The 23522-nt window shown below is 59.0% G+C and carries 18 protein-coding genes; all 18 read right to left on the bottom strand.

Going from position 1 to position 23522, the window contains the following annotated elements; genetic code table 11:
* Positions 1-2: 2 nt before the first annotated feature.
* A complete protein-coding gene (tssK, locus tag EKA13_RS16015) occupies positions 3-1334 on the bottom strand; it encodes a type VI secretion system baseplate subunit TssK (protein ID WP_065760333.1) in 1332 nt (443 codons plus the stop codon).
* 2 nt (positions 1335-1336) lie between these two features.
* Entirely contained in the window at positions 1337-1834 is a 498-nt protein-coding gene (gene tssJ, locus EKA13_RS16010) for a type VI secretion system lipoprotein TssJ (RefSeq protein ID WP_065760332.1), read from the bottom strand.
* A gap of 5 nt (positions 1835-1839) precedes the next feature.
* Positions 1840-3036 (bottom strand): type VI secretion system-associated FHA domain protein TagH, encoded by a 1197-nt coding sequence (gene tagH, locus EKA13_RS16005; RefSeq protein ID WP_065760331.1) that lies wholly within the window; start codon positions 3034-3036, stop codon positions 1840-1842.
* Between the two features lie 17 nt (positions 3037-3053).
* Positions 3054-3185: a type VI secretion protein gene (locus EKA13_RS16000; protein WP_065760330.1), complete on the bottom strand. Its 132-nt coding sequence runs from the start codon at positions 3183-3185 to the stop codon at positions 3054-3056.
* A gap of 87 nt (positions 3186-3272) precedes the next feature.
* The gene (locus EKA13_RS15995; protein WP_065760340.1) at positions 3273-4790 is read right to left on the bottom strand and encodes a sigma-54 interaction domain-containing protein; all 1518 of its coding nucleotides are present in this window, start codon (positions 4788-4790) and stop codon (positions 3273-3275) included.
* 10 nt (positions 4791-4800) lie between these two features.
* Complete coding sequence (gene tssH / locus EKA13_RS15990) at positions 4801-7410, bottom strand: type VI secretion system ATPase TssH (RefSeq protein WP_065760329.1); 2610 nt, start codon at positions 7408-7410, stop codon at positions 4801-4803.
* 12 nt (positions 7411-7422) lie between these two features.
* Complete coding sequence (gene tssG, locus EKA13_RS15985; RefSeq protein WP_065760328.1) at positions 7423-8430, bottom strand: type VI secretion system baseplate subunit TssG; 1008 nt, start codon at positions 8428-8430, stop codon at positions 7423-7425.
* Complete coding sequence (gene tssF, locus EKA13_RS15980) at positions 8394-10181, bottom strand: type VI secretion system baseplate subunit TssF (protein ID WP_065760327.1); 1788 nt, start codon at positions 10179-10181, stop codon at positions 8394-8396. The genes tssG and tssF overlap by 37 nt, the downstream gene beginning before the upstream one ends.
* A gap of 87 nt (positions 10182-10268) precedes the next feature.
* A complete protein-coding gene (tssE, locus tag EKA13_RS15975) occupies positions 10269-10676 on the bottom strand; it encodes a type VI secretion system baseplate subunit TssE (RefSeq protein ID WP_065760326.1) in 408 nt (135 codons plus the stop codon).
* Between the two features lie 14 nt (positions 10677-10690).
* Positions 10691-12166: a type VI secretion system contractile sheath large subunit gene (gene tssC, locus EKA13_RS15970; RefSeq protein WP_065760325.1), complete on the bottom strand. Its 1476-nt coding sequence runs from the start codon at positions 12164-12166 to the stop codon at positions 10691-10693.
* A 29-nt stretch (positions 12167-12195) separates the two neighbouring features.
* Positions 12196-12702, bottom strand: a complete 507-nt coding sequence (tssB, locus tag EKA13_RS15965; RefSeq protein ID WP_065760324.1) for a type VI secretion system contractile sheath small subunit — start codon at positions 12700-12702, stop codon at positions 12196-12198.
* A 32-nt stretch (positions 12703-12734) separates the two neighbouring features.
* On the bottom strand, positions 12735-14291 hold the full coding sequence (tssA, locus tag EKA13_RS15960; RefSeq protein ID WP_065760323.1) for a type VI secretion system protein TssA: 1557 nt from the start codon (positions 14289-14291) through the stop codon (positions 12735-12737).
* A 326-nt stretch (positions 14292-14617) separates the two neighbouring features.
* Complete coding sequence (locus EKA13_RS15955; protein WP_065760322.1) at positions 14618-14881, bottom strand: PAAR domain-containing protein; 264 nt, start codon at positions 14879-14881, stop codon at positions 14618-14620.
* On the bottom strand, positions 14878-15051 hold the full coding sequence (locus tag EKA13_RS15950) for an RHS domain-containing protein (RefSeq protein WP_083199825.1): 174 nt from the start codon (positions 15049-15051) through the stop codon (positions 14878-14880). The genes EKA13_RS15955 and EKA13_RS15950 overlap by 4 nt, the downstream gene beginning before the upstream one ends.
* Before the next feature lie 109 nt (positions 15052-15160).
* Positions 15161-15421 (bottom strand): hypothetical protein, encoded by a 261-nt coding sequence (locus EKA13_RS15945; RefSeq protein WP_065760321.1) that lies wholly within the window; start codon positions 15419-15421, stop codon positions 15161-15163.
* Complete coding sequence (locus tag EKA13_RS15940) at positions 15418-19962, bottom strand: RHS repeat-associated core domain-containing protein (RefSeq protein ID WP_065760320.1); 4545 nt, start codon at positions 19960-19962, stop codon at positions 15418-15420. The genes EKA13_RS15945 and EKA13_RS15940 overlap by 4 nt, the downstream gene beginning before the upstream one ends.
* On the bottom strand, positions 19959-22709 hold the full coding sequence (locus tag EKA13_RS15935) for a type VI secretion system Vgr family protein (protein ID WP_083199824.1): 2751 nt from the start codon (positions 22707-22709) through the stop codon (positions 19959-19961). The genes EKA13_RS15940 and EKA13_RS15935 overlap by 4 nt, the downstream gene beginning before the upstream one ends.
* Positions 22710-22800: 91 nt before the next feature.
* Complete coding sequence (locus tag EKA13_RS15930; RefSeq protein WP_065760319.1) at positions 22801-23319, bottom strand: Hcp family type VI secretion system effector; 519 nt, start codon at positions 23317-23319, stop codon at positions 22801-22803.
* Positions 23320-23522: the final 203 nt, after the last annotated feature.

Genomic DNA, 23522 nt, shown 5'->3' with positions numbered 1-23522 from the left:
GTTCAATTCCTGATCGCCCAGAAAGCCAGTTCAAGTTCGGCAAACTCACCCGACACATGGAAGGCGAAACCACCCGAGCTCTCCAGCTGGGAACGCTCTTCAACACTCAGTTCCAGGATGAAATAGCTCTTGTTGGCGTGAAACGGAATTTGCCGTGGGGCCACCGGCAACGGCCTGACCTTGATACCCGGCAGGTGCAGGTTGACCAATTGTCGAATCTGCTCCACGGCGCCGACCTTGAGGTGTGCAGGCAAACGCTGGCGCAGTTCGTCACCGTCACAATGGGCACTGGCAGCCAGCACAAACGAGGCCGAGTCCAGTAGCGTAGGGTCATTCAGTGGGGAGACCAGAACACCGTATTGGCGCACTTGCAGCTCAAGTTCGATGGCATGCTGCTCAAGCACCATCGACAGCACCTGACGGATGGCATTCATCACGCTGCGAAAGCTGGAGCCCTGGTCACTGTGCTGATAGCGGCTGTCCAGGTGCGGGCGTTTGTGCTCACTGGAGAAGGTTGCAAGGTCCCCGAGCATCGCCAGTAGCGTGCGGTACAAGACCTCAGGATGCACCTGCTCAATATCCAGAAAGTGACGCAACACCAACTCGGTTCGGTTGATTAACTGCAGCATCATGAAGTCCCCCACCTCGGCGCCGCCCACCTTGCCGTTAGAGCGGATCCGCTCCGCCAGGGCGTCCCCTCGATGGGCCAACAGGCTGATGACTTCCTTCAGGCAGGACAACAAATAGCCAGACGCCTGGGCATTGATGAAGGTCGGAACAAAGTCCTCTGCAAGCGTGATGGCTCCATCCGCCGAGGTGTCGAACACTTCGCATATTTTCAATTTCACATAGGCCTGATCGCTCTGTTGCTCACCCAGCAACAAGCGAAAATCCGGACGTGCGCAACTGATCACCCGGCTGGAATCAGCACCGGCATTGGAGTCTGCGACCTCGGTTTCGTAGTGGGTGTAACGCGCCAGCACATCGGATTGTTCCGGCCGGCGCGCCTCGATGTGATGACCCGTGATCAATGGCAATGCCAGGTAGACCGGCGTATTACCCGTACTGGGTGGAACATCGAGCACCAACGGCTGCCCCTCGCCCCCCAGTTCAAACAGACTGCCATCCGGCAAGATGCCGGACGCCTGGCTAATCGCCAGCTTCCCCATCTTGAGAAACTGCTGGTCGATCTCCAATCGCAAAAATCCCCACATGTAACTGCCCAGCAGGTGGGTTCGGCTTCTCATTTGATAGTCGTAGTAACGGTCGTTGTGCTGAAGGTGCTGCGGGCGCAGCAACATGCCTTCCTGCCAAATGACTTTGTCCCTGTTCATGATCAGTTATCCGTGCTTGCTAATGGGTCGTTACGGGAGCGAATACCTGCCTGAGCAAGCACCAGCTCAACCTCGGTCAAGGCCTCTGGCGCGAGAGGAACCACGTAACTCCAGCGGGCTTGCGACAAGTCGCGGTAAGCCGCCACCACGCCGACATAGCGACTGCCCTGTTCGACACTGAGCTTGAGCTCAATGGATTCCCCCGGGCGCAGCTCCAGCTCTTCACTGGCCAACAAGTCCACCGCCAGGCTTTCCTTGGCACGCTCGTAGAGGCTGAAAAAATCTGCGTTCTCAAACGCCACCGGATGTTTGAGCGCCATCAGGCGTACGACGATCGGCGACGGGCGTCCGTGGAGGTCTGGGTTGAGCTGATCGCTGGCGGTCAGTTTCAGGTTCAGCTTGGTCAGGTTCGAATACGGCGAGAGCGATGCACAACCCGCCAACAGCAGCAGTGCCGTCAACGCAGCAATCGTCTTGAAGCATGAAGTCAAGCGAGGCATGCGCATCATCCTTGGTGTGGGTGATGGAGGGTGGTGATCAGGCGGGCCTGCTCTTCGTAGGCACGGGCGAAGTCTCGCGCCAGCAAGCGTTCACTCCACTCGTCATCTCGACACAGCGCATGGTGGTAACGCTCAAAAGCTTTCCAGCGACTTAACGCAGTCGCAAACAGTGGCTGATGCCCCTCACGCTCGAAACACAAGGTCAGCTGTTGGGGCGAAAAATGCTGAAGCGCGCCACGCAATGCCGCTCGCGTTGCCCCAAGCAACGCCACCTGATGTGCTTGCAGTTCGCGAAACGCAAACGCCAGCGCCTGGTCAGCAGGCAGTTGCCCAGGCGTTCCCGGTGACAGCATGAGGCTCAACGCGCCACTGGCATCCGCGGTGTGCTTGAGCGGATTACGGCTGGCCCCCTCCGTGGTCACAGCCAGGCGCAGCTCTCGCTTCAACGCACTGCGCGTATGCAAGCCCTGCTGGATACCGTCGATACTCTGCTTGAACAGCGCCGCAACCTTGAGCGCCAGCGCCTCCCGGCCCGAGTCATCGAGCGCGTTGACATCAACGCCCAGAGCAACGCCAAACTGCGTCCAGAACCCTTCGCTACGCACCTCTGGAGTGAGCGGTAGCTCCTCACGAGCGGCCATGTCCTGCGGCGCCTGAAGCGTCGGTACATGCAGATGCTCATGCGTGATGGAGGCATAGTCCGCACCCGGATGCACCGGATAAGACACGGCCGATCCCTCGTCTAGCCGTTGAAATTCTGCATAGATCTGGTCGTCGTCATCGTCGGAGCCAGACAGATCGAAACCGAACAATGCCCCCTGTGGAATGTGATTGTCTGCCTGCGGGGGACGCTCAGTCGGCCTGGGGTCGTCAACATCAGCACCCACCAGGGTTGCACGGAGCTCGACGTCACCCACGACATACGTAAAACCATGCTCGATTGGTAGCGACTCGCCCGCGCGCAAGCGCTGGCCAGTGTCCTTGACCAACGTGCCATTGGTGCTGATATCGATCAGCATGAACTTACCGTTGTCGAACGTAATCAGCGCGTGCTGCTTTGATAACGTCAACGCAGCACACGAAAGGGGCCAGTAACAATTCACACCCCGTCCGATCACACCGCCGAACGCCCCAAAGGTTCTACTGCAAGAGACTCCAGCGGCAGGCTGGGGTGGATTCAGCCAATCGAAAATCAGTTCCATGATGAGGCTCCTTGCGATCACTTGCCGCGATTGAATGCCTGCGGGTCACCCAACGGGCGATACGCGTTGTCATTGAATTTGTAGTTACCGCTGCAGCCGCCCAGAACAATCAGGACCAGCAACACCGGTGGCCAGTGACGAACAGACATCAGAAAATCTCCTTGAAAAAAGCGTGCAGAACCCCTGTCCTTTCAGGGCTACCGGAAAGAAAAAAGGCGTAAAAAGGTCATGTGCTGCTAACCGTCAAAACCGCCCTGCGGGATGCTCAAGCGTCCGAGTCGATACAACAGGGTGCGGCGTGGCAGGCCGAGTTCGCGTGCCACCAGGGTTTGGTTACCGCCATGCTTGCGCAGGCAATCAAGCAACAATTTGCGCTCAACCTGCTCCAGGCATTCACGCAGGCTACGGGCAGGCGCCTGCGGCAACGTGTCGGTAGTCAAGGTGAAGTGCTCGCTGCACAGCTCACCGCCGTCGCACAGCAATACGGCCCGTTCGACCAGGCCCTTGAGCTCTCTGACGTTGCCCGGAAAGCTGTATCCGCCAAGGCGTTCAAATGCCGCATCCGACCATTTCAGTGGCTCACGCTGCAGGAATGCGCAGGCCTTGTCAGCGAAGTGCAAAGCCAGCTCACGCAAATCACCTTCGCGTTGGCGCAAGGCCGGTAGCGTGATTGGAAACTGCGCCAGGCGGTAATAGAGGTCTTCACGAAACGCCCCTTCACGAACCCGTGCCAATAGATCACGGTGGGTCGCGGCAATGATCCGCACGTCGATCCGTTGCGTCTGATTGGCCCCCAACGGACGAATCTCGCCTTCCTGCAATACGCGCAGCAACTTGGCCTGAAGGGTGAGCGGCATGTCGCCAATTTCATCCAGCAGCAAGGTGCCGCCATTAGCAGCCTCGAACAGCCCTACCCGGTCACTGTTGGCACCGGAAAACGCGCCCTTGCGATAACCGAACAGTTCACTCTCCAGCAGTTGCTCCGGAAGCGCCGCACAATTCTGCGCGACAAAGGCCTTTGATCGGCGCGGGCCATAATCATGAATTGCCCGTGCCACCACATCTTTTCCGGTACCCGTCTCGCCTTGTAGCAATACGGTATATGGGGTGTGCAACACCTTGCTGATCAACTGATAGGTCTGGCGCATTCCGGCACTCTTGCCGATCAGGCCATAAGCACCCGAACAGATCACCGGCTCTGATGCCGGTGGCACATCACTGGAGGACCACAGGCGCCGTTGCAATAGATGCAACTGGCCGAGCACAAAGCGCCCAAGGACGCTCAGGGAACAGGCAAAGCCCTGCAGATCGACAGGCCTGCAACTGGCACACAGCAGAACGCCTGCAACGGCCTGCTGGCGATTGCTCAGCGGCACACACAACAACGAGCGCCATGCCTTGGCGTGCCGTGGAAGAAAACTGATTTCATGGATGCCACCGCTCAGGTCGCTGATACTGACCTCTCGGTTTTGGCACAGCGCAAACTGCAACAATTGCTCACCGTTGTAGTCTGCAGGCAACGTGGCCATTTCCCGAGGCTGGAGTACACCGTCCAGCCACTCTGCACTCAGCCCTAATGTGGTATGAGTGGCATCAAGCAGGTACAACTGGCTCAACTCACAACCACTGAGCGAAGCGGTGGCCCGCACGAAATCGGCCAACAACGCACCTTCGTCTGTCACACGCGACAAGCTGGCAAACTGCGCCAGCACCGCCTCGGCATAGATCAAGGGTTGCGCTACTCGCGTAAACATCTGCGCGCCCTCAGACAAACTCACACACCACGCCTGCGCTATTGTCGAACGTCGCATGCACCCGTGAGAGACGTTTACCTGTGGCCATCGACGCCAGCATACGGTCGGCCACGTGCGGCAACAGGTGCCGGTCAAGCAGATGATCAATCAAGCGCGCACCGCTATCACTCTCGGTACAGCGCTCAGCCAGGTGATCCACCAGGCAAGGGCTGTAGCTGAACGTCAATTGCCGCCTGGTTAAACGCTCGCCCAGGTACTGCAGCTTGATTTCAATCAGCTCACGAAGCACCGTTGCGTCCATCGGGTAGTACGGCACCACACGCATGCGCGCGAGCAACGCCGGCTTGAAGTGCTGACTGAGTGTTGGCCGAATGGCGTCTTCCAGCGCCTCGGCAGTAGGCCGCTCGCCGTGCAGACAGAGTGCACTGATACGCTCGCTGGCCAGGTTCGAGGTCATCAGAATCAGGGTGTTGCGAAAATCGATTTCGCGCCCCTCACCATCATTGGCAACGCCCTTGTCGAAGATCTGATAGAACAGATTCAAGACATCAGGGTCGGCCTTTTCGACTTCATCGAGCAGCACCACCGAATAAGGCTTCTGTCGCACAGCTTCGGTGAGCATGCCCCCCTCGCCATACCCCACGTAACCTGGCGGCGCTCCGATCAGGCGCGAAACCGTGTGTTTTTCCTGAAACTCGGACATGTTGATGGTGGTTATGAACCGTTCGCCACCGTACAACAGGTCGGCCAGCGCCAATGCAGTCTCAGTCTTGCCGACACCACTGGGCCCCACCAGCAAAAACACCCCTGCCGGTGCATCGGGTTTGTTCAGCCCTGCGGCAGTGGCACGCATGGCACGGTCCAGTGCCTGTACAGCCTGCTCCTGGCCACGAATGCGTGCTCGCAGGTCAGTGGCAAAACGAGCGACCTTGGCGTTGTGCTCCCAGGCCAGTTGTGCCAACGGCACGCCCGTCCAGGCGCTGATCACTTCCGCCACCAAACGAGGGCACACCTCAAAGCTGACCAGGCGTTCTTGAGCCTGAGCCTCACACAACGCCTGGTGGGTATCATGAAGTAGCGTTTCCAGCGCCTCGATGCTGTGTTGCTCCGCGGCGGCGTCCTGAGCTTGCTCGTGCATACCGATTTCGCGAGCCTCAGCCAATCGCTGGCGCAGCTCCAGAAGCCGTTCGGCCAGGCTGCGCTGCTCATGCCAACGCTCCGCCAATACCTGCTGTTCTTCGTCCACTTCTGCCAGATGTACCCGCAATGCGTCCAGAGCCGACTGCTCAACAAGCAACCCTGCTTCGGCATCGCGGCGCAACGCCTGATACTGTCGCTTGCCTTCGGCCAGCTTGCCGCGCAAGTGTTCCAGGCGCTCTGGCGCTGCGGCCAAACTGATCCGAACCCTCGCACACGCGGTATCGAGTACATCGACGGCCTTGTCCGGCAACTGTCGGCCGGCCAGGTAACGTGCCGACAATTCAGCGGCAGCCACCACGGCATCATCACGCAGGTAGATGCCGTGGCTTTTCTCATAGACCTGCGCCAGCCCACGCAGAATGGTCACCGCCTCGCTGACCGTTGGTTCATGCAATTGCACCGGCTGAAATCGCCGTGCCAGGGCGGGGTCTTTTTCAAAGTATTTTTTGTACTCGACCCAGGTAGTCGCTGCAATGGTGCGCAACTCTCCCCTGGCCAACGCAGGCTTGAGCAGATTGGCAGCGTCCGCCCCTCCTGTATTGCCACCGGCACCAATCAGCGTGTGGGCTTCATCGATGAACAGAATGATCGGTTTCGGCGAAGCCTTGACCTCATCGATCACCCCCTTGAGGCGGCGTTCGAATTCGCCTTTGATACTCGCACCGGCTTGCAGCAGGCCCATATCAAGCGACAGCAGTTCAACCCCCTGGAGCGCCGCTGGCACCTCTTGGGCAACAATGCGCGAAGCCAGTCCCTCCACGATGGCCGTCTTGCCGACGCCAGCCTCACCGACCACGATTGGATTGTTCTTGCGACGCCTGGCGAGGATATCGACCATCTGGCGAATCGCAGTATCGCGACACAAGACCGGGTCAAGCGTGCCGTCACGCGCCTGCTGCGTCAGGTTATGGGTGAAACGCTGCAACAACGACTCCCCCTGAACACCGGATTTTTCATGGGTAGTGGTGACCTGTTGCGACAGGGCGAATGACTTCAGCCGCTCAACGTTCAACCTGGCCAGCAAAGGCTGGTAGCGGCTACCGGCATAACGTAGCGGGTTACGCACCAAAGCGAGAATCAGGGCGGCCTGCTCGACCTGGCTCTGCCCCAGATCCAGGTTTGCCACAAGCAAGGCGTCCTGCAGCCATTGCACCAGTTCAGGAGCGAACACTGGATTACGCGAAGCACTGTGCTCGGCCTGCACCTGTAACACTGCACTCAGCTCACCCGCTTCGACTTCAGCGTCTCTCAACGCTCGCGCAAGCAAACCGTGCGGACGCTCCAGCAACCCCAATAGCAAGTCTTCAACCAGAACCTTGCTACCACCACGGGAGACACAACACTCAGCCGCGCGTTCAAGGTCTCGGCGGGTTTCGGCGTCCAGGGCCTGGATGAGTTGTTGCAGATCTACGTTAATCATGAGCCTCTGTCCTTAATGAGTTTTACTGCCCAGGGTGACCACGCCGTCAGCGCGTTCAGGCCCCAACCAGCTGGTCCAGCCCAGGTGGCAGACGTTCGATTCACCGATGCGCAGTTCGCGGATTTCCTCCTGGCGCAGCACCAGGCGGATGTCGTAATCCAATGGGTCACGCAGCGTGAACCTCACCAACGCGCACAATGGCTGGTAACCGGCGCCGATCGGCAGGAACTCGTGGAAGCGTGTCCAGTTGAGCTGACGGATATGGATACGAAACTTGCCACTGTGGTCGCGCACCGACTCGCCAAGAACCAGGTCTTCGTCGAACCGGCTATTGCACCGGCCAAGGCCATTACGCTGCTCGTCGAGAATATCGACCCGGCGCTCGATGCATTGCTCGATCACCAGATGCGCATGCTTGAAGTAGTAACGCAGTACCGACTCGATCAATGCAGCAGAGTGCGCCCGCAAGCTGAGCAGGCCGAGGTAAGGCAGCAAGCGCTTCCAGTTCAGCTCCCGAGCCTCGCGAATATCCCGGCCTCCCAGACCGATCAGGGCGAACAATTGCTCGGAAAACGGATCAAGCGCACCGCTCTTGAAACTCGCCCGATAGCGGTACTTGCGCCAGATGGGCAACATCAAGCGCTGCAGGCGATCATGAAAGAGGTCAAGAAAGTGGCGGGTCGCGTTACCCTCTTCACCATCACCCAGTGCCTGCTCACCGTAAAATGCAGGCAGCGGCGAACCGGAACCAAAGAGGCTGATCAGGTTGAACCGTAAACGCGCGCGCAGCTTTCCGTGCTCGTAAAAGAACACCACCTGTTCGACGTCACTGCCGGGAAAACCCAGGCTTGGATTGGCCTGAAACTCCATCTGTTCGTAGAGCTCGTCGTCGCTCAGTTCTGGGTAATACTCCCGCAGCCGGTCGATCACCAACAACACAGCCTGGAACAGCGAGTACTCTCGAATTACCCGGCTCAATCCGGTTAAAGCGGGGGCTGTAACCCCATTCGCGGTATCCATTGGTACACCTCTCCTTGTGTACTTTTCACTCGTAACTCGTGGTACGAATTAAGACTGGCGTAAAGCGCAAAGAACTCGTTCAGCACCGAGGCGAAAACAAAGAGATCGCCCTCGCCGATGTAACCCTCCGGGTCAATGGTCAGTTCAGTACGCAAGCCACGCAGAGGCAGCCCACGGTGTAACCTGTCCACCGGCTGATGACGAATCGACTTGAGCCCTCCCAGCAACCGCTTGCTGACCTTTTCTGCATGCTGGTCGTAGTAACGCGGCAAATCGTAGGTTTCGAGAATCACCTTGAGCGCATCGACGTTGGCGAGTGACAAGTAGTTGAGCGACATGTTGCTGATCAACTTCCAGAGGAAATCGCGATTCAACGGGGGCGCAAAACTTGAAGTCGTTGGTGTGATATTGCGGAAGTTGAGAAACTCGGGGGTCCCTTCACAGGTCAGGCAAATGTCCCCCAACTTGAGGCGACGCGGCAGGTTCTGGTTGGTACAGGTCAGCTCGATAGACAGTGTTTCCTGCACTTCAGCCTGACGAATGGCAAAGCTCAGGTAAGTATCCAGCCCCTCATGCAGCAGCGACGACCGCTGCCGAACACTGTAGTGCGGGCGGCTCTGAGGTACGTCGAAACTGGCGTCATGCTCGAACGACTCAAACAGCACATAGTCCCGATAACCGACCCCTCCGGTACTCCAGCCCGCCACACGGTCGACCGAAAACACCCCGCAGTGCTCAAGGTCATAGCTGGCCGGCAACAACAGGTACTCGTCCTCCTTGCCATCAAGACGAATCGGCAATGCATCGTGGCCAAACAGGTTGGCGATGGGCGTACAGTAGAGTTTCACATTGTCCAGAGTCGGTCGCAGACGCTGGATACCACTCTTGCGAATATCGAAACGCAACTCCAGGCCTCGCGTCTGTGCCAACAGCTCCTGCGGTAGCGTCTGCAGCACCTCAAGACCATCGAGGTCAACAAACAGGAACTTGTCCTGGAATGCAAAATACTCCTGCAAATAGCGATAGCCACGAAAGGTATTCAGCGGATAGGGAATCAGTGCCTCTTCTTCGGCAAACCCTACGGGCTGCACCCGGTCACCGGGTAATTTAAGGTTCAATTCGCCAGCGGCATTGACCAGCGGTTGACCATCACTGTCCAGCGGTACCAGTTCGATATGGTCCAGGTTGCGCAACAGGCTCAGGTAGAGCATCTGGGCGATGTAACGATCATCACCGGTCAGGAACAGCCGCAGCTGCCTCAGGTTCAACTCGCCGACATGCCCCTCGCTGCTCATCTCCAGGCGCAAGCCCAACAGCGCTCCATCACCCTTGACCGAGTAGTTCAATGCACTCAGTTTCAGCGGCAGGACATCGGTTGGGTAACACGTGCGAAAGCGGCATTGCACGCCGTCGACTGGAAGACTTTTCACCCCTGTGTGACGTTCGACCCGAAACGCCGGACCGGGCCGCTCCATGGGCTCGAACTGCAAAATGCTGAAGGCCGGTAGCGGCCGCATGTAGTTCGGCCACAGCAGGTGCATCAAGGAGTGACTGAGTTCCGGAAGCTCGTCATCAAGCTTCTGACGCAAACGCCCAGTAAGAAACGCGAACCCTTCAAGCAAACGCTCTACATCCGGATCCCGCCCGGCCTGCCCCAGAAAAGGCGCCAACGCCGGACTACGGTCGGCGAAACGGCGCCCTAACTGGCGCAATGCTGTCAGTTCACTCTGGTAGTAATGGTTAAAGGCCATGATCTACCCGCCTTTCAGCCTGCTGTGCGAGGACCGCAACACGTGGCGCATACACGACAGTCCTTCTCAAAAGCTTTTCATCCATGATCACGTCACGCTCACTTGTCCGCCGCCATTGATGTGCGCGGAGAAACTGGCCTGCCGCTTGACGCCATCTACGTCAAGCAGCCCTTCAATACTGAAGGACAGCTTGAGTTGATCGTGACAACGCGGCTGGGACACAACACGCACGCAGGAGAGACGCGGTTCATAGGCCTCGATAAAACGCTCGATGGCGCTACGGGCCTGGCTCAGAGCATCGTGCAAACTCAGGCGCATGTCGTTCAGATCAGGGAGGCCATAATCGGATAGCGTTTGCACACTGCCCGCACGGGTACTGAGCATCTTCGCCAGATGGGTGGCCACCGAAGCGGTGACACACGCTTCACGGCTCCAGCCGATGCGCTTGTCAGCCTCACCACTCAACCGCTCAAAAAGGCTGCCGTTTCCATTCATGGCCCTAACCCCGGTTACTCTTTGTCCAGCTTGCCGACCAGCGACAACGTGAAGTCAGCCCCCATGTACTTGAAGTGCGGGCGCACATTCAGACTCACGCGGTACCAGCCCGGCTCACCCTCCACATCGCTGACGATGATCTGTGCTGCTCGCAACGGGCGGCGGCCACGCACTTCAGCGCTGGGGTTCTCCTGGTCGGCGACGTATTGGCGAATCCACTTGTTGAGCTCCAGCTCAAGGTCGGTGCGTTCCTTCCACGAACCAATCTGCTCGCGCTGCAGTACCTTCAGGTAGTGGGCCAGGCGATTGACGATCATCATGTATGGCAACTGGGTGCCGAGCTTGTAGTTCAACTCGGCCGTCTTGCCTTCGGCGCTGATGCCGAAAAATTTCGGTTTTTGCACCGAACTAGCAGAGAAAAATGCGGCGTTGTCGCTGCCCTTGCGCATGGTCAAGGAAATGAAGCCTTCCTCGGCCAACTCATATTCGCGACGGTCAGACACCAGCACTTCGGTGGGGATCTTGGTCTCGATCTCGCCCATGCTTTCAAAGTGATGCAATGGAAGGTCCTCCACTGCGCCACCGCTTTGCGGGCCGATGATGTTCGGGCACCAGCGGAACTTGGCAAAACTGTCAGTCAGCTTGGTGCCAAAGGCATAAGCGGTATTACCCCACAGGTAATGCTCGTGACTGTTGGCGACGGTTTCCTTGTACAAAAACGACTTCACCGGGTTTTCTTCCGGATCGTACGGGTTACGCAGCAAGAAGCGCGGCAGTGTCAAACCGAGGTAGCGCGCATCTTCGGACTGCCGGAAGCTCTGCCATTTGGCGAACTGCGGGCCTTCAAAGTGGTCTTTCAGGTCCTTCAGGTCCGGCAAGCCGGTAAAACTTTCCAGGCCGAAAAACTTCGGGCCGGCAGCCGCGATGAATGGAGCATGCGACATGCAGGCAACGCTGGAGACGTACTGCATCAATTTGACGTCAGGCGAGCTGGGTGACAGGAAGTAGTTGGCAATGATCGCCCCCACCGGCTGCCCGCCAAACTGGCCGTATTCAGCCGTGTAGACATGCTTGTACAGGCCTGACTGCATCACTTCGGGCGAATCCTCGAAGTCATCCAGCAGGTCTTGCTTGGAAACGTTGAGAATCTCGATCTTGATGTTTTCACGAAAGTTGGTGCGTTCCACCAACAACTGCAGGCCTCTCCAGGCAGACTCCAGCGACTGGAAATCGGCATGGTGAAGAATTTCATCCATCTGCCGGCTGAGCTTGGCATCGATCTCGGCAATCATGCGATCGACCATGGCCTTCTTCACCGGCTCGCCGCTATTGTGCGGCTTCAGCAACTCCTCAATAAACGCCGAGACGCCACGTTTGGCGATGCCATAGGCATCATCGTCGGGCGTCAGGCGGGTTTCGGCGATGATGCTGTCAAGAATGCTGTACTCGCTGTTTTCAGGGCTGTTCTGTTGTGTCGCAGTGCTGCTCATGGTGATGACTTCCTTGGCAAATGGGAGGCTCAGGCGTCCTGGGCCGGGGCGGTGTTCAGCCCTAGCTCACCCAGTACACGTGCACGCGACTCATCGTCGGCAAGCACGCCTTCGATAGCCTTGCGAAAGGCCGGTGCGTTACCCAGCGGGCCTTTGAGGGCTACCAGTGCGTCACGTAGTTCCATCAACTTTTTCAACTCAGGCACTTGCTCGACCAAGCTGGCCGGGTTGAAGTCCTTCATCGAGTTGACCCGCAACTGCACAGCCAGCTCATCAGTGTCGCTGTCGTCCTGCAGACGGTTAGGCACACTCAGCGTCAGGCTCAGCTCCTGCTTGGCCAACACTTCGTCGAAGGTCATTTTGTCGATACTGATCGGCTTGCGATCCTCAACCTTGCGCTCGTCCACTCGCTGGGTATAGTCACCGATCGCCATCAACTTCAGCGGCAGTTCTATCTCCTCCTGAGCCCCGCCTGTAGCAGGCTTGAAGGTGACGTTGATGCGCTCCTTCGGCGCTACCGAGCCTTCTTTGGCCATGGTGTTTCTCCTTTCGGTTGCGGCCCTTGGGCCTATTCGAGTACCACTTCAAGATCGAGATGGCACAGCCGTCGATAAATCTCGTCCTTGCGCTCGCGGACGGCATGGTTCTGCGGCAACAACTCACAGCAGCCGTGCAGCAGGTTCAACACCTCGAGCACAAGGTCAGGCTCCCAGGCATGCACGCCCGAACGCTGGAGTTCCTGGTCGAGGGTTTCGAGCTGTGTCTTGGCCAACTCGTATTTCTTGGCCATGAAGCACAGTCGAGCCATGCTCAACTGCCAAAAAAAACGCGTGCGCCCTCCATGGGCACTTCTCAAGCCTTGCTTGAGATGGTGTACGGCAGCCTTCAGCCCCTCCTTGCGCAGGATGGGCTGGGCAGCCTCCAATGCGTCTTCCCATTCAGGTTGATCGCTACCGACTTCAACCTTGCGCGGCACCTCGGTACTGTGCAAATGAGGTATCACCTGCGCACTGATCCAGCTACGAGTGGCAGGGTCGGCAAAAGGTGTACTGTCGTAAAAACGCAATTCGACTACGCCTGGCAGGCGCTGCAGCAACAAGGCAAAGTGAACTTCCACTTCACGCATCGCCTGCTCAGCACCTAGCGCCTGCAGGCACTCCCAGACCAGGCGCTGGCCGTCGAACCAGAATGGCGCCTTGGCCAGGCTGGCCTCCAGTTCAAGCAGAAGATCAGCGTACTGCCCCTGCTCAAACTGCTCCTGATAAGCTCTCAACTTGTCGCTCGGCAGCCCGCGCAAAGCTGTGACCTGCTCGGCATTGCGCTCTGGCATTACATCAATCGGCAGCCACAACAACGTACGGTTCAGGCGCAAGGCACGAAGATCAGTCGCTTTCTGACGCAGCCACCAGGCACACAGCGGACGTGCACCCTCCTGCTGTGCACGCAGCGCTTTGTGGGCATCCTTCTCGTTGTCAATCGGTGAGCCGGGCGTAAACAGCTGTGCCGCCGCCTGTTTGACCTGAGCCACTACCGCACCGACAGTGCCGGCCTCATGCCGATCATCGTCGGCACGCTTAAGCATGCTGTTCAGGCGTCGGCAGACAGGTAACAGCAACGGTGCGTCGTCACCCAGGTGTACCGTCAGCGCCTTTTCCAAGCCCTCCAGATGCTCAAGCACGCAGCGGAACAGTGGTTGCTGCTCCTTGACCGGAATCGTCTCGCTCAAAGCCTGATCAAGGCGCGGCACCAACCAACGCATGGCGGCACTGCGAGTACGCAGCTTCTGTGGATGAATATCCGTCCAATACTGCTCACAGAACACACGCAACAAACCAATGCCCGCCAGAAGCCCCGGAAAGGCTTCACGCTGATACAAGGCCCACGTCAACCAGACCGCAACCCGCAGATCCTTGGACTGGTCACGCAACAGCGTTTCACTACGCTCAAGCACTGCTATCCAGTCGACCTGACCACTCTCATGCATGGACTGCGCCTTGCCCAGCTCAGCCTCCAGCGCCTCGAACTCAACCGAAAAGCGCACATCCTCTCCCGCAAAGCCCCCTGGTGAAACAGAGCGCTTGGCAAGTTCAAGATAACGAGCAGAAAGTTTAGATGAGTACGACATCCACCAACTTCATAAAAAGGAATCAATCGTCTGAATGCACGTAACTGCAAAACTGAGCGGCAAAACTGAGCGGACTGATTCTTAAAAATAAAAATAGCAACAAGCAGGCACTAGGCATGCCAGTAAAAAATATCAACCTGAAAGTAAAAAACCTGACACCGAAATGAATATCCCCCCAATAGATATTTCCTTAAAGAGGACGATTCCCATGGAGCTGTAGGAATTTTCTTTAAATCAAAGGAAATACCTAAGAAAATGCCGCATGACCTCCCCTGACACAGCGCTGCGCGGTTCGCCGAGCCAGTGGATAACCTGCCCCGCTAACACTAGCGAATGACTGCGCCACGAGGGCCGCTGGCAATCAAATGGGCCCCGCAGGCGGTTTTCATGCCATCGAGTGCAACGGGGACACCCTCAACGGAATAAGTGCTGCTGCCTTCGACTATCGGAAAAATACCCTTGCAGAGCGGGCAACTGACATTGTGACCAACGCCCGCAATGGGCTTGCCGTTGAGGTTAGTGTGGGTAAAGGCCTCAAGTACAGTACCACCATGACTGGTGGTGTCGCCTAAGCGGATGATGTCCTTCATCGTGCCACCCCCTTTCTTACGAAGTTATTCCCTATTAATTGTGCGGCGGCAACATCACGTAACAGGCTCTGAATGCCTTTGTGCTGCGCACGCCAGACGATCTCGCCTTGCTGGTTGGTCAGTTCCTGCGGGGTACCGAGGAGGTCGCTGCATAACAGCTTTTTGAGCATGAGCCTGAGCCTGATCCACTGGTACCAAGCTCCCCAGCGCGTAAAAGGTTATGAGTCATGTGGTGATTTTCGTAGTAGCGAGCCAAATGGTACGTCTCCCCCATCAGCCTTAGCTTTTACCACGAAGAACTAATTTTTTATTTAACAGAATAATATCCACATGCTTTTTTTCCGAAAAACACTCAATCAAATCCTGCAAATGCACATGCTCAAGTTTATTTTTTGAAATCTCACGAGAAGCTCTAATGAAAAATTCACCAAGCGACTTAATAGTTTCAGAATCAGCAATTATTGAAACCTCGTCAAGCCGAACAAGCTGATCCGAGCCTAACACAGTACCGTAAGCCGAGAATTTTTTTAATTTTTTCATAGATCAAAACCCTTCCCTCTCAAATATTCCTTCTCTTTACGCGTCAACTCTGAAATCCCACCCCGCGAACCATGGCTCTGAGTACCATCTTTGTTTATCACAATTTCATTACGCCTCGAGTTGCACTGACAGTGAGCGTGGACCTGCTGATTTGTATTTTCCACATGAGGGAGATCAATACGAATCCGACCACCACCTACTTGCTGCCACCTCCCCGACCTTGCCAACCCAAACGGATCAATCCAAAAAACCGGATTCGGCGCATACACATACAGGTTCAGCCCACCTGCATAACCAATCGGGTCCTTGCTGATGAACCGTCCGACCAAGGGATCATAGTACCGATAGCGGTTGTAGTGCAGGCCGGTCTCATGGTCGTGGTATTGCCCCTGGAACCGTAGCGGGTTCTGGATGCCTTTGTGCTGCGCCCAGTCCGAGCACTGCACCTGGGTTTCGCCCCAGGCCTTGTGCTGCGCACGCCAGACGATTTCGCCTTGCTGGTTGGTCAGTTCCTGCGGGGTACCGAGGTGGTCGCATTGGTACCAGAGCAGTTCGGAGAACGGCTCGGGCTCGGGTTGGGTGGCCCACAGCGGGTCTTCGTCGAGGCGGTAGTGGTCGCTGTACACCGGCTGTTTGTGCAGGCTCATGTTTCCCAGGCGGATGGCCTGCACCACGGGTACGAAGCTGCCCGGTTCGTAGAGGTAGTGGATGATCCGCCCGGTTTCGCCGGCATGGCGCACGGGGCGGTGTTCCCAGGCCAGGGTGTCGCCGTCCCAGCCGTACAGGGTATAGCCACAGTCGTAGTGCTGCTGGCGTTTGATCCGTTCGTTTTCGTTCCAGCCGGAGCCGGCCAGCGGGCTTGGGGTGAAGTGTGCGACCGAGCATTTGGACAGGCGCCGACCAAGGGCGTCGTAGGTGTAGTCCACCCGCAGGCGTTGGTCTTCGAATTGCACCAGGCGGTCGAACAGGTCCCAGCGCAGGCGGCTGTGGTCGCCGGTCTGCCAGCGTTCGACCAGGTTGCCACGGGCATCGTAACGATGGTGTCGGCCGGCGTATTCGCGCAGCAGGTTGTCCACCAGTTGCGTGGTCCGCGGGTTGGCTTCCAGCGGGGGTTGCGGCTGGCCGTGGGTGTCGTCGAGCCGGTTGCCCGCCGGGTCGAAGGCAAAGGTCTCGCGGCCATGGCGGGTGGTCGCGCTGAGCAATTGCCCGACCCGGTCGTAGTGGTAGCGCTGCGGACCGCGACGGCTGTCGTCCAGGTGGGTCAGTTGGCCGGCACGGTCGTAGTGATAGTCGCGTTTGAGCAGGGTCTGTTGGCCGCGCTGGAGCGTTTGTGCCTGCAGGCGCCCCATCGGGTCCCATTGCTGGGTGTGCAGCAGTTCGTTGCCTTGCTGGCGTTCGATCTCTCGGTGCAGGTCGTCGCGCCGGTAGTGGAGCAGTTCGTGCGCGTCCAGGCGCAGGGCCAGCAGGTGGCCGCTGCCGTAGGTCAGCCAACTGACCCGGTGGCCGTCCGGGCGGACGGTGGCACAGCGTTGGTTGAGGGCGTCGTATTCGTGCTTCCAGACGGCTACCGTCGGGGTCTTCAGGTCCAGGTAGTGCTGGTGTTCACGGGTCAGGTTGCCGGCCAGGTCGCGGAACCATTGCACGCGGCTGTGGGCGTTGCTGGCCATGATCAGTTGGCCGTTGCCGTCGTAGGCGTAGGTTTCCCGCTGTTCCTGGGTGCCCAGCCGGGCGCGGCGTTCGAGCAGCCGGCCCATGGGGTAGAATTCAAGGTCGGTGAGGTGCTCGCCGTTGACGATGCGGGCCAGGCGGCCTGTGTCGGCGGCGTATTGGTAGCCGAGGGCCTGGCCGTCAAAGCCGGTTTCACTCAGCAGGCGACCGACTGGGTCGTAGTGAAACGTGGCGCGCCGGCCGTTTTCGTTTTCCAGGCCGGTCAGGCGGCCGAGGCGGTCCCAGTGGTAGCGCAAGCGCTGTTCGTTGCCGTCGACCCGTTCGGCGATCAGCCCGGCACCGTTGTACTGCCAGGTGGTACAGCGGTCGAGGCCATCGACATGGGTCAGCAGGCGCCCCTCGGCATCGCGGGCGAAGCGCTCTTCGCTGTTGTCCGGGTGGCGGATCAGTACCAACTGGCCAGCGGCGTACTGGTAGTCAGTGTGCTGCCCGGCGGCGTCACTGAAGCGGGTCATCTGCCCCCGTTCATCGTAGGCCCAGTGGCTGACCTTGCCGGAGCAGTCGGTGTAGCGCGTGAGTTGGCCGGCGGCGTTGTAGGCGAAGGTTTTCTCGTTGCCATTGGCGTCGGTGACCCGCGTCGGCAGGCCCGCCAGGTTGTAGGCGTACTCGGTCTTGTTCTCCAGCGGGTCGGTGGTTTCGATCAGGTTGCCCCGGGTATCGTAGTCACGCAGCCACTGGCCACCTTCGGCGTCGCAGACCTTGGTCAGTTGGTTCAGCTCGTCGTAGGCGTAATACACCACGTGGTGGTCGGGAAGGATGTGTTCGAGCAGGTTGCCGTGGCGGTCGTAGCCGTAGCGGTCGTTGCTGCCGTCGGCGTGTACATGGCGGATGACATTTTTCGCGGCGTCACGGAACAACCACTCCGAGCGCCCGTCGGGGTGGCGGATGCGGTAGGTGTAGCCCTGGCGGTCGAGGTAGTGCCAGGTTTCCTGGCCGTGGGCGTCGGTGACGTAGGTCAGGCGCAGGTGCGGGTCCCAGGTCAGGCGGGTGTCGAAGCTGCCGTCATCGGCCCATTCGCGCACGGCACGGGCATCGGCGCCCTCGCCCTGCCACTGCAGGTTGAGGCCGCGCCCGGTGCGGTCGGTGTAGCGGTTGAGCAGGTGCTGCTGGTACTGGTAGGTCCAGGCAGCGGCGTGTTCGTCCTCGGCGTGCACCAGATCGCCAGCGTCATCGTAGTGGTAGGTGCAGAGCCGCCGCTGGGCCACGCCGTCGCGGTATTCCCAAAGGCTGCGCAGGCGGCCTTGGTCATCGAGTTCGGTGCCCAGGTGGCGGTGCAGTTGCGAGAGGTCATCCTGGTAGGTGTACAGGTCGGACAGCCGCGCCGCCTCGCCGTACCGGTGCTCGTAGCGCAGCAACAGCCCAGCGCCGCTGCGCAGCAGCACGTTGTTCAGCCGGTAGTGTTGCCCGTGCTGTTCGTAGACTTCCTTGCGTTCATGGCCGTAGATCAGCACCAGCAGGCCCTTGCGGGCGTGCATCAGCACGCGGTTTTCCACCCCGTCGACGTGCGCCTTGCCCACCTTGGGCAACGGGTAGGCGTGGCTGCGACCGTCGGCATCGTGGTACAGCAGGCCGTCGTCGACGCAGTCGAAGCCGGTGGTGAAGGCGCTGATCCAGCGGGCACCGAGCAGGCCCTGGTCATAGGCCGCCAGCCGCGAGCAGTAGGTGCGGGTCCAGTTGATCGGATAGGTGCCCGGCAGGCTGAAGTCGGTGTGGCTGAGGGTTTCGGTGCCCAGGGCAAAGCTGATGCTGTTGCAGGTGCCGCTGCACGCGCCGTTTTTTCGCGGGTTGGGGTTGGCCGTCACCGGCGCTTGCTGGCGGGTGGTTTCCAGCAGGCCGTTAGGGAGTTGGTGGCGCACCTGGGTAACGCCATGGGGTTTGATGTTGATGCTCTGGCCATGACGGCGGCGATGCCGCCAGAGGCTCACGGCCTGCTCCAGGCGCTGCAGCAGCCAGGCCAGCGTGTGGGGGCTGCCCGGGTCGGTCTGAGTGCTCAGTTGCTGGCGCAGTTGCGGGCCCATCGCACGCAGTAATCCGACCTGACGCAGGGCATGGCTGCGGGCCTGTTCGGGCAGCAGGTGCTGCGCCGCGGTGTTGCTCACACCTTTACCGGCGGCCTTGTAGACGCTGTAGGCCGCGTTCAGGGCGTTGTCGATCGACGCCAGCGGATCATGCAGCAATTGCTGGCTGGCACGGTGCATCTGGTGCCCGGCCAGGTGCAGATCTCCCTGGGCGTCGAGCGTGGCCGTGACCACCCGCTCCAGGCTGCCGGCGATTTCTTCCAACAAGCGTTCGCCAAAGGTGCTGGCATCGTCGAGCAAACCCGGCAGTTTGCCCCGAGCCTGGCTGACGAAGTCATCGAGGGTGCCGGCCAGGGTGCTGTTCAAGTGCCCCGCCAGCAGCCCGACCAGCGCATCGCCGAATGCCGCCGCCGGGTTGTTGCGCACCTCCTGACGCAGCAGGAACAACGCCGGACGCAGGCTCATGCGCGCAGCGGTCATGCCCGGTGGCAAGGGCATCATGCCGATCAGGTTGATGCCCAGGCTGACCCAGTCCAGCGGGTCGGGCGGGTCGCTTTCCATCAACGTGACGATGTCATTCAAGGCATCGACCAGGGCAATGATATTGCCGGTGATCGGCAGGCCTGCGGCCGCGTTCTTCAACCGCTCAAGGGTAACCAGGCCGCCGCTGATCGATTGCAGCCAGGCATCGAAACGCCCGGCGCTGAGGCCGACGTCTTCAACGGTCAAGGTATTGAGCGGGACGACCGCGATCTGCGGTTCGCGAGGGGGTAGCGTGGAGGTAGGACCGGTCATGAGGTGAGCTCATCCTGGAGCACGTTGTGAATGGAGTCGGGTGGCAAGATGTCAGGGGAAATCTCACTGGCCGCACGGGGTAACAATGCCCCGATGTGCGGTTTGAGTGCTCCGCTCTGCAGTGCTGGCAGTACCGGATCGAGCAGCATCTGTACGTCGCTCAACGTCGCCTCGAGCGCAGGTATCTCCTGCATCCACTGCGGCCTTTCGACCAGGCTTGCATCGAGCCAACTGCTTGACGGATCCGGGCCAAACTGCACGCTTCCCGGCCCAGCGGATGCTCCCGAAGCCCCCATGAATCCGGTCTCATCCAGGCATCCTTTCAGCGGCTTCCCCATCGCATCCGCCACCTCGAACCCGCCGGCCTTGATGCCTTGACGGCTGGCATAGCGGTTAAACAGCTCGAGGCTACCCTGAGCCGATAGCGGCGAAGTCGGGAACACTGCAACATTGGTTTTGGGGCTTACGTGAGCAAAGTTGCTGGCATGAGCGCTGTACTGACCACTGGTGGCATGGGTAATACCCGACGCGTTGTAGGTGGTAGCACTGCCGCCGCCCTGGATCACCAATTCCGTCTTGGCCTTCAGGGTGATGCGTTCAGCTGTCGCCGTGACATTGAGTTTTGCCAACAGGTTGATACTGTCCCTCAGGGCTCGCACGTCGATATCACCGGAGGCTGCGACCAGGCGCCAACCCAGGCTCTGCACGAACAGGCGCATACCTCGGCTGGCACTGACCAGCAGGCGCTTACCGATCGCCAGGCTGGTGTGTTCGGTGCTACTCAGCGCCAGGTGCTCGCCGGCAGCCAAGTGCATGGAGCCTGGTGTGGTCAACGCAATGCCGGCGGGGCTGGCCAGCACCAGGTGCGGCTCGACAAACTCTGGAAATATCTCGCGAGCCTGAGTGGTTGGCCCTCGCCCGGATATTCCTTGGTGCTGTCGCTGCAACGCTTTGGCGACTTCGTCCTGATCGCCATGTTCCTGCGCCTGCACATCGCGGGCTTGGTCGGCAAAGCCATCCTGTTGGTCGCTGGCTGTGGCCAGGCGATCTACCGTTTCCGGCAGGTCTTTGTGGTGTTTGCTTTCATGTGGCCGCGGCTCCGTGGTCAACAGTAAGCCGGCGGCGGCACGGACGGCACCGTGGCGATCCGTACGCAGCTCAAAGCCCTCCCCCCGCGGCTTGCCACCCGAGGGCCGGGGATGGGTAAGGTAGCCGAGGTTCAGCGCGCTGGCCCCGTGGTCACTGCGCAGTGCAATACTGATCTCTCGGGTGGTGTCGTCAATGCGCAGCTCGTTGCTGCGGCTACCCTTGTGCTCCTTGCTCTTGACCGTCGCGACGGTCTTGAAGTCAGGTAGCCGGTAAGGCGGAAGATGAACGCCATGAAACAGGCAACCGGTGACTAACGGCCTGTCAGGATCCCCCTCCTGGAAGCTGATCAATACTTCCATGCCAATACGCGGCAACGAGATAGCCCCGAAACCCTGACTGGCCCAGTTGGAGGCCACACGCATCCAGCAGCTGGTGCGCTCGTCGGCCTGGCCTTCACGGTCCCAGAAAAACTGCACCTTCACCCGCCCATAGGCATCGCAATAGATCTCCTCGCCTTCGGGACCGGTGACAACTGCGCTCTGCGTGCCGAACAACCTCGGTTTGGCGTGCTCAAGCGGTGGACGGAATGGGGTATCCCAAGGCGTGGCGACGAAGTGATTACGGTAGCCCTGACGGAAACCGTCGGGGTCGGCGTCGAAATCACTGACGATGGCTTCTTCGAGCACCTGAGGCTGTCGGCCTTCATGGGTGATTTCGGTCAACAGCCACAGGTCGTTCCAGGCCGGGTTGCCATGCTCGGCCAGGCGCAGGAAGTGCCCACTGGCCAGCGAGGGCTGATCACTGTCGCCGTGTGCTTGCTGGTAATCGCTACGATGGCGCTCCAGCGCTCGCTTGGCCAGCTGAGCACCCTGCTTGTCCTGATTGAACCGTCCTGGGTAGCCATAGTCCTCAAGGTCTGGCCTGGCCTCGCTTTCGGCCTTGCCCTCCCGTTCGAGGCGCGGTGTCTTGAAGTCGTAGTCACGCCGCGTGACGCGGCTGGTTCGCGTCTCTACCCGCAGGCCAAAATGCTTGATCACGGGGACTTCAGCGACCATGCCCGTGTCGGGCTGATAACGCACAGGAGCAAGAACCGGAAACACCGTCTGATCATCACCGAACACCAGCGTGTGCGCTTCGACGCTGTGCTGAAAGTGATAGTGCAAACCGACCTCTTCACTCAGGCGCTGGATGAAATGCAGGTCAGACTCGGCGTATTGAACGCAGTACTCGCGCTCGGGATAGACCCCACTCAGGTGAAACCGATAGGTGTTGCTGAAGATGCCGTGCTCTTCAAGCACACGAGCAATGATTTGCGGCACCGTCAGGTGCTGAAAAATGCGTTGGTTACTGCGGTGCGCCAAATAGGACAGACGCGGTCGCAGCGTGATCCGATAGCGCGTCAGGCGCTTACCGGCATCGCCCACGGCAACGCGGTAGATCTGCCCATGTATGCCATGCCCATTGGGCGAAAACTGCAAAAAAGCAAGCTTGTGCAACAGGCCCTCCAGATCGAGCGAGGGTCGTTCACTGACCAGTTCGAGCTCGAAGTGAAACGGCCGGCTGATCGCCTCCTGCCCGTTGAAGGACAGCACCTGAAGGTCATGTTCCAGACCTTCTATGGTCAGGCGGAAATGCGGTTGATTGGCCGGTGCGAACATCCAATGTTCCTCCGTCAGGGTATCGGCAGCGCCAGGCAGTGCGCAGCGGGCGACACGAAGGCTGACCGCTGCGCAGTAAGATCAATCAGCCTTAGCCGGCAACCGGCGCGCGCCAGTCATCAGAGCCGGAGGTACCCGAGACCTCATGCGTCCAGGTGATCTTGCGGTAGGTGAAATGCACGTCTTGCAGATGCGTGAAATGCGCGTTGCTTGGGTCCTGGCAGTTGTGCATGTAGTCTTTGATATAGACGATGATCGCGTCTTCCAGGGTGGTGGTGTAGTAATGCTCCTGGGTGCCGGACGCCGAGGTGCGGTACCACTTGATCTCGACCTTTCTAAGCACCTCACCGGACGTCAGTGCCGCCAGCAGCAGCGGCGAAGCCTTATCGAACACTTTGGTGACGACTGCGGGCTTGTGTACGCGCTGACCTGTAGGCTGGCCAGATTGCGGGTCACGGGGAATGATCACTTCGTGCTGGAAGCCCTGAACCATGACCTCATGCTCATGACCTTCCTGGTAGGTGTTGCCGACGGAATCTGCGGTAAAGGCACTGTCCGTAACCAGGCCTTGTTTGGTGCCCACGACGGACATGTATGCAGGAGTAGCCATTGGTATTTTCCTTGCTAAAAAGTCATTAAAACCGTGGGCGAAATCCGCCCCACGACGAAATGACTAATGCCAAGGATCGTGCCAACTTTTTAAAATGCTTTAAAATCATAAGCTTAAAAACAAACCAAACAGAACTGGTCGTTTTTTGCACAAATAATCAGGAAAAAGTGCGCAAGAAGTTGCGCAGTGCTGCGCAACTTCTT

The sequence above is a fragment of the Pseudomonas defluvii genome, assembly GCF_001695625.1.
Taxonomy (GTDB): Bacteria; Pseudomonadota; Gammaproteobacteria; order Pseudomonadales; family Pseudomonadaceae; genus Aquipseudomonas; species Aquipseudomonas defluvii.
This window is presented reverse-complemented; position numbering and strand designations above follow the sequence as displayed.